Below are 519 nucleotides of genomic sequence, written 5' to 3'. Positions count from 1 at the left end.
GACGGTTACCATGACGAGTTTAAATAGCATCATGAAACTACTGCGTATTAGTACGCTGGCGAGTACTGCTGCTGCATGGCTATTTAACGCCGCGCTTTGGGCCAACCCGCTAACTTGGGTTGTCGCTGGTATAGCGCTGCTTATAGGTGGTATTGCTGCGGCAATTTATTGGTGGGACGACTTAACCTCCGCGTTTAAAGATACGGCTTGGTTTGATGTTATTGCTCATGCTATCGAAGGGCTCGTTGATTTACTCAATATGATCCCAGGTGTTGATATTGAACTGGGGAGCCAAATTGAAACGCCAGAGATGACAACGGCCGTCCAAGCTGAACACAGTACTCCTATATCACAGAACCTAACTCCGGGTGATGCGTCAGAAGTTAAGCAATTAGAACTACTTCAACCTCAAATGAGTTACGAGTCTGCGATAGCGACGAACCAAGACGTTTATGGATATGAGCCAGAGCAAATGGCGCCGTTCAAAATTGCAGAAAGCCAGGTTATTTCTCAGCCAAG

The 519-nt window shown here is 46.8% G+C and carries 1 pseudogene; it reads left to right on the top strand.

Going from position 1 to position 519, the window contains the following annotated elements:
- Positions 1-519, top strand: a pseudogene (locus tag IQR33_RS33050) (phage tail tape measure protein); the annotation flags it as partial.

It is taken from the genome of Vibrio sp. OPT46, from assembly GCF_015163535.1.
GTDB classification, from domain to species: Bacteria; Pseudomonadota; Gammaproteobacteria; order Enterobacterales; family Vibrionaceae; genus Vibrio; species Vibrio alginolyticus.
This window is presented reverse-complemented; position numbering and strand designations above follow the sequence as displayed.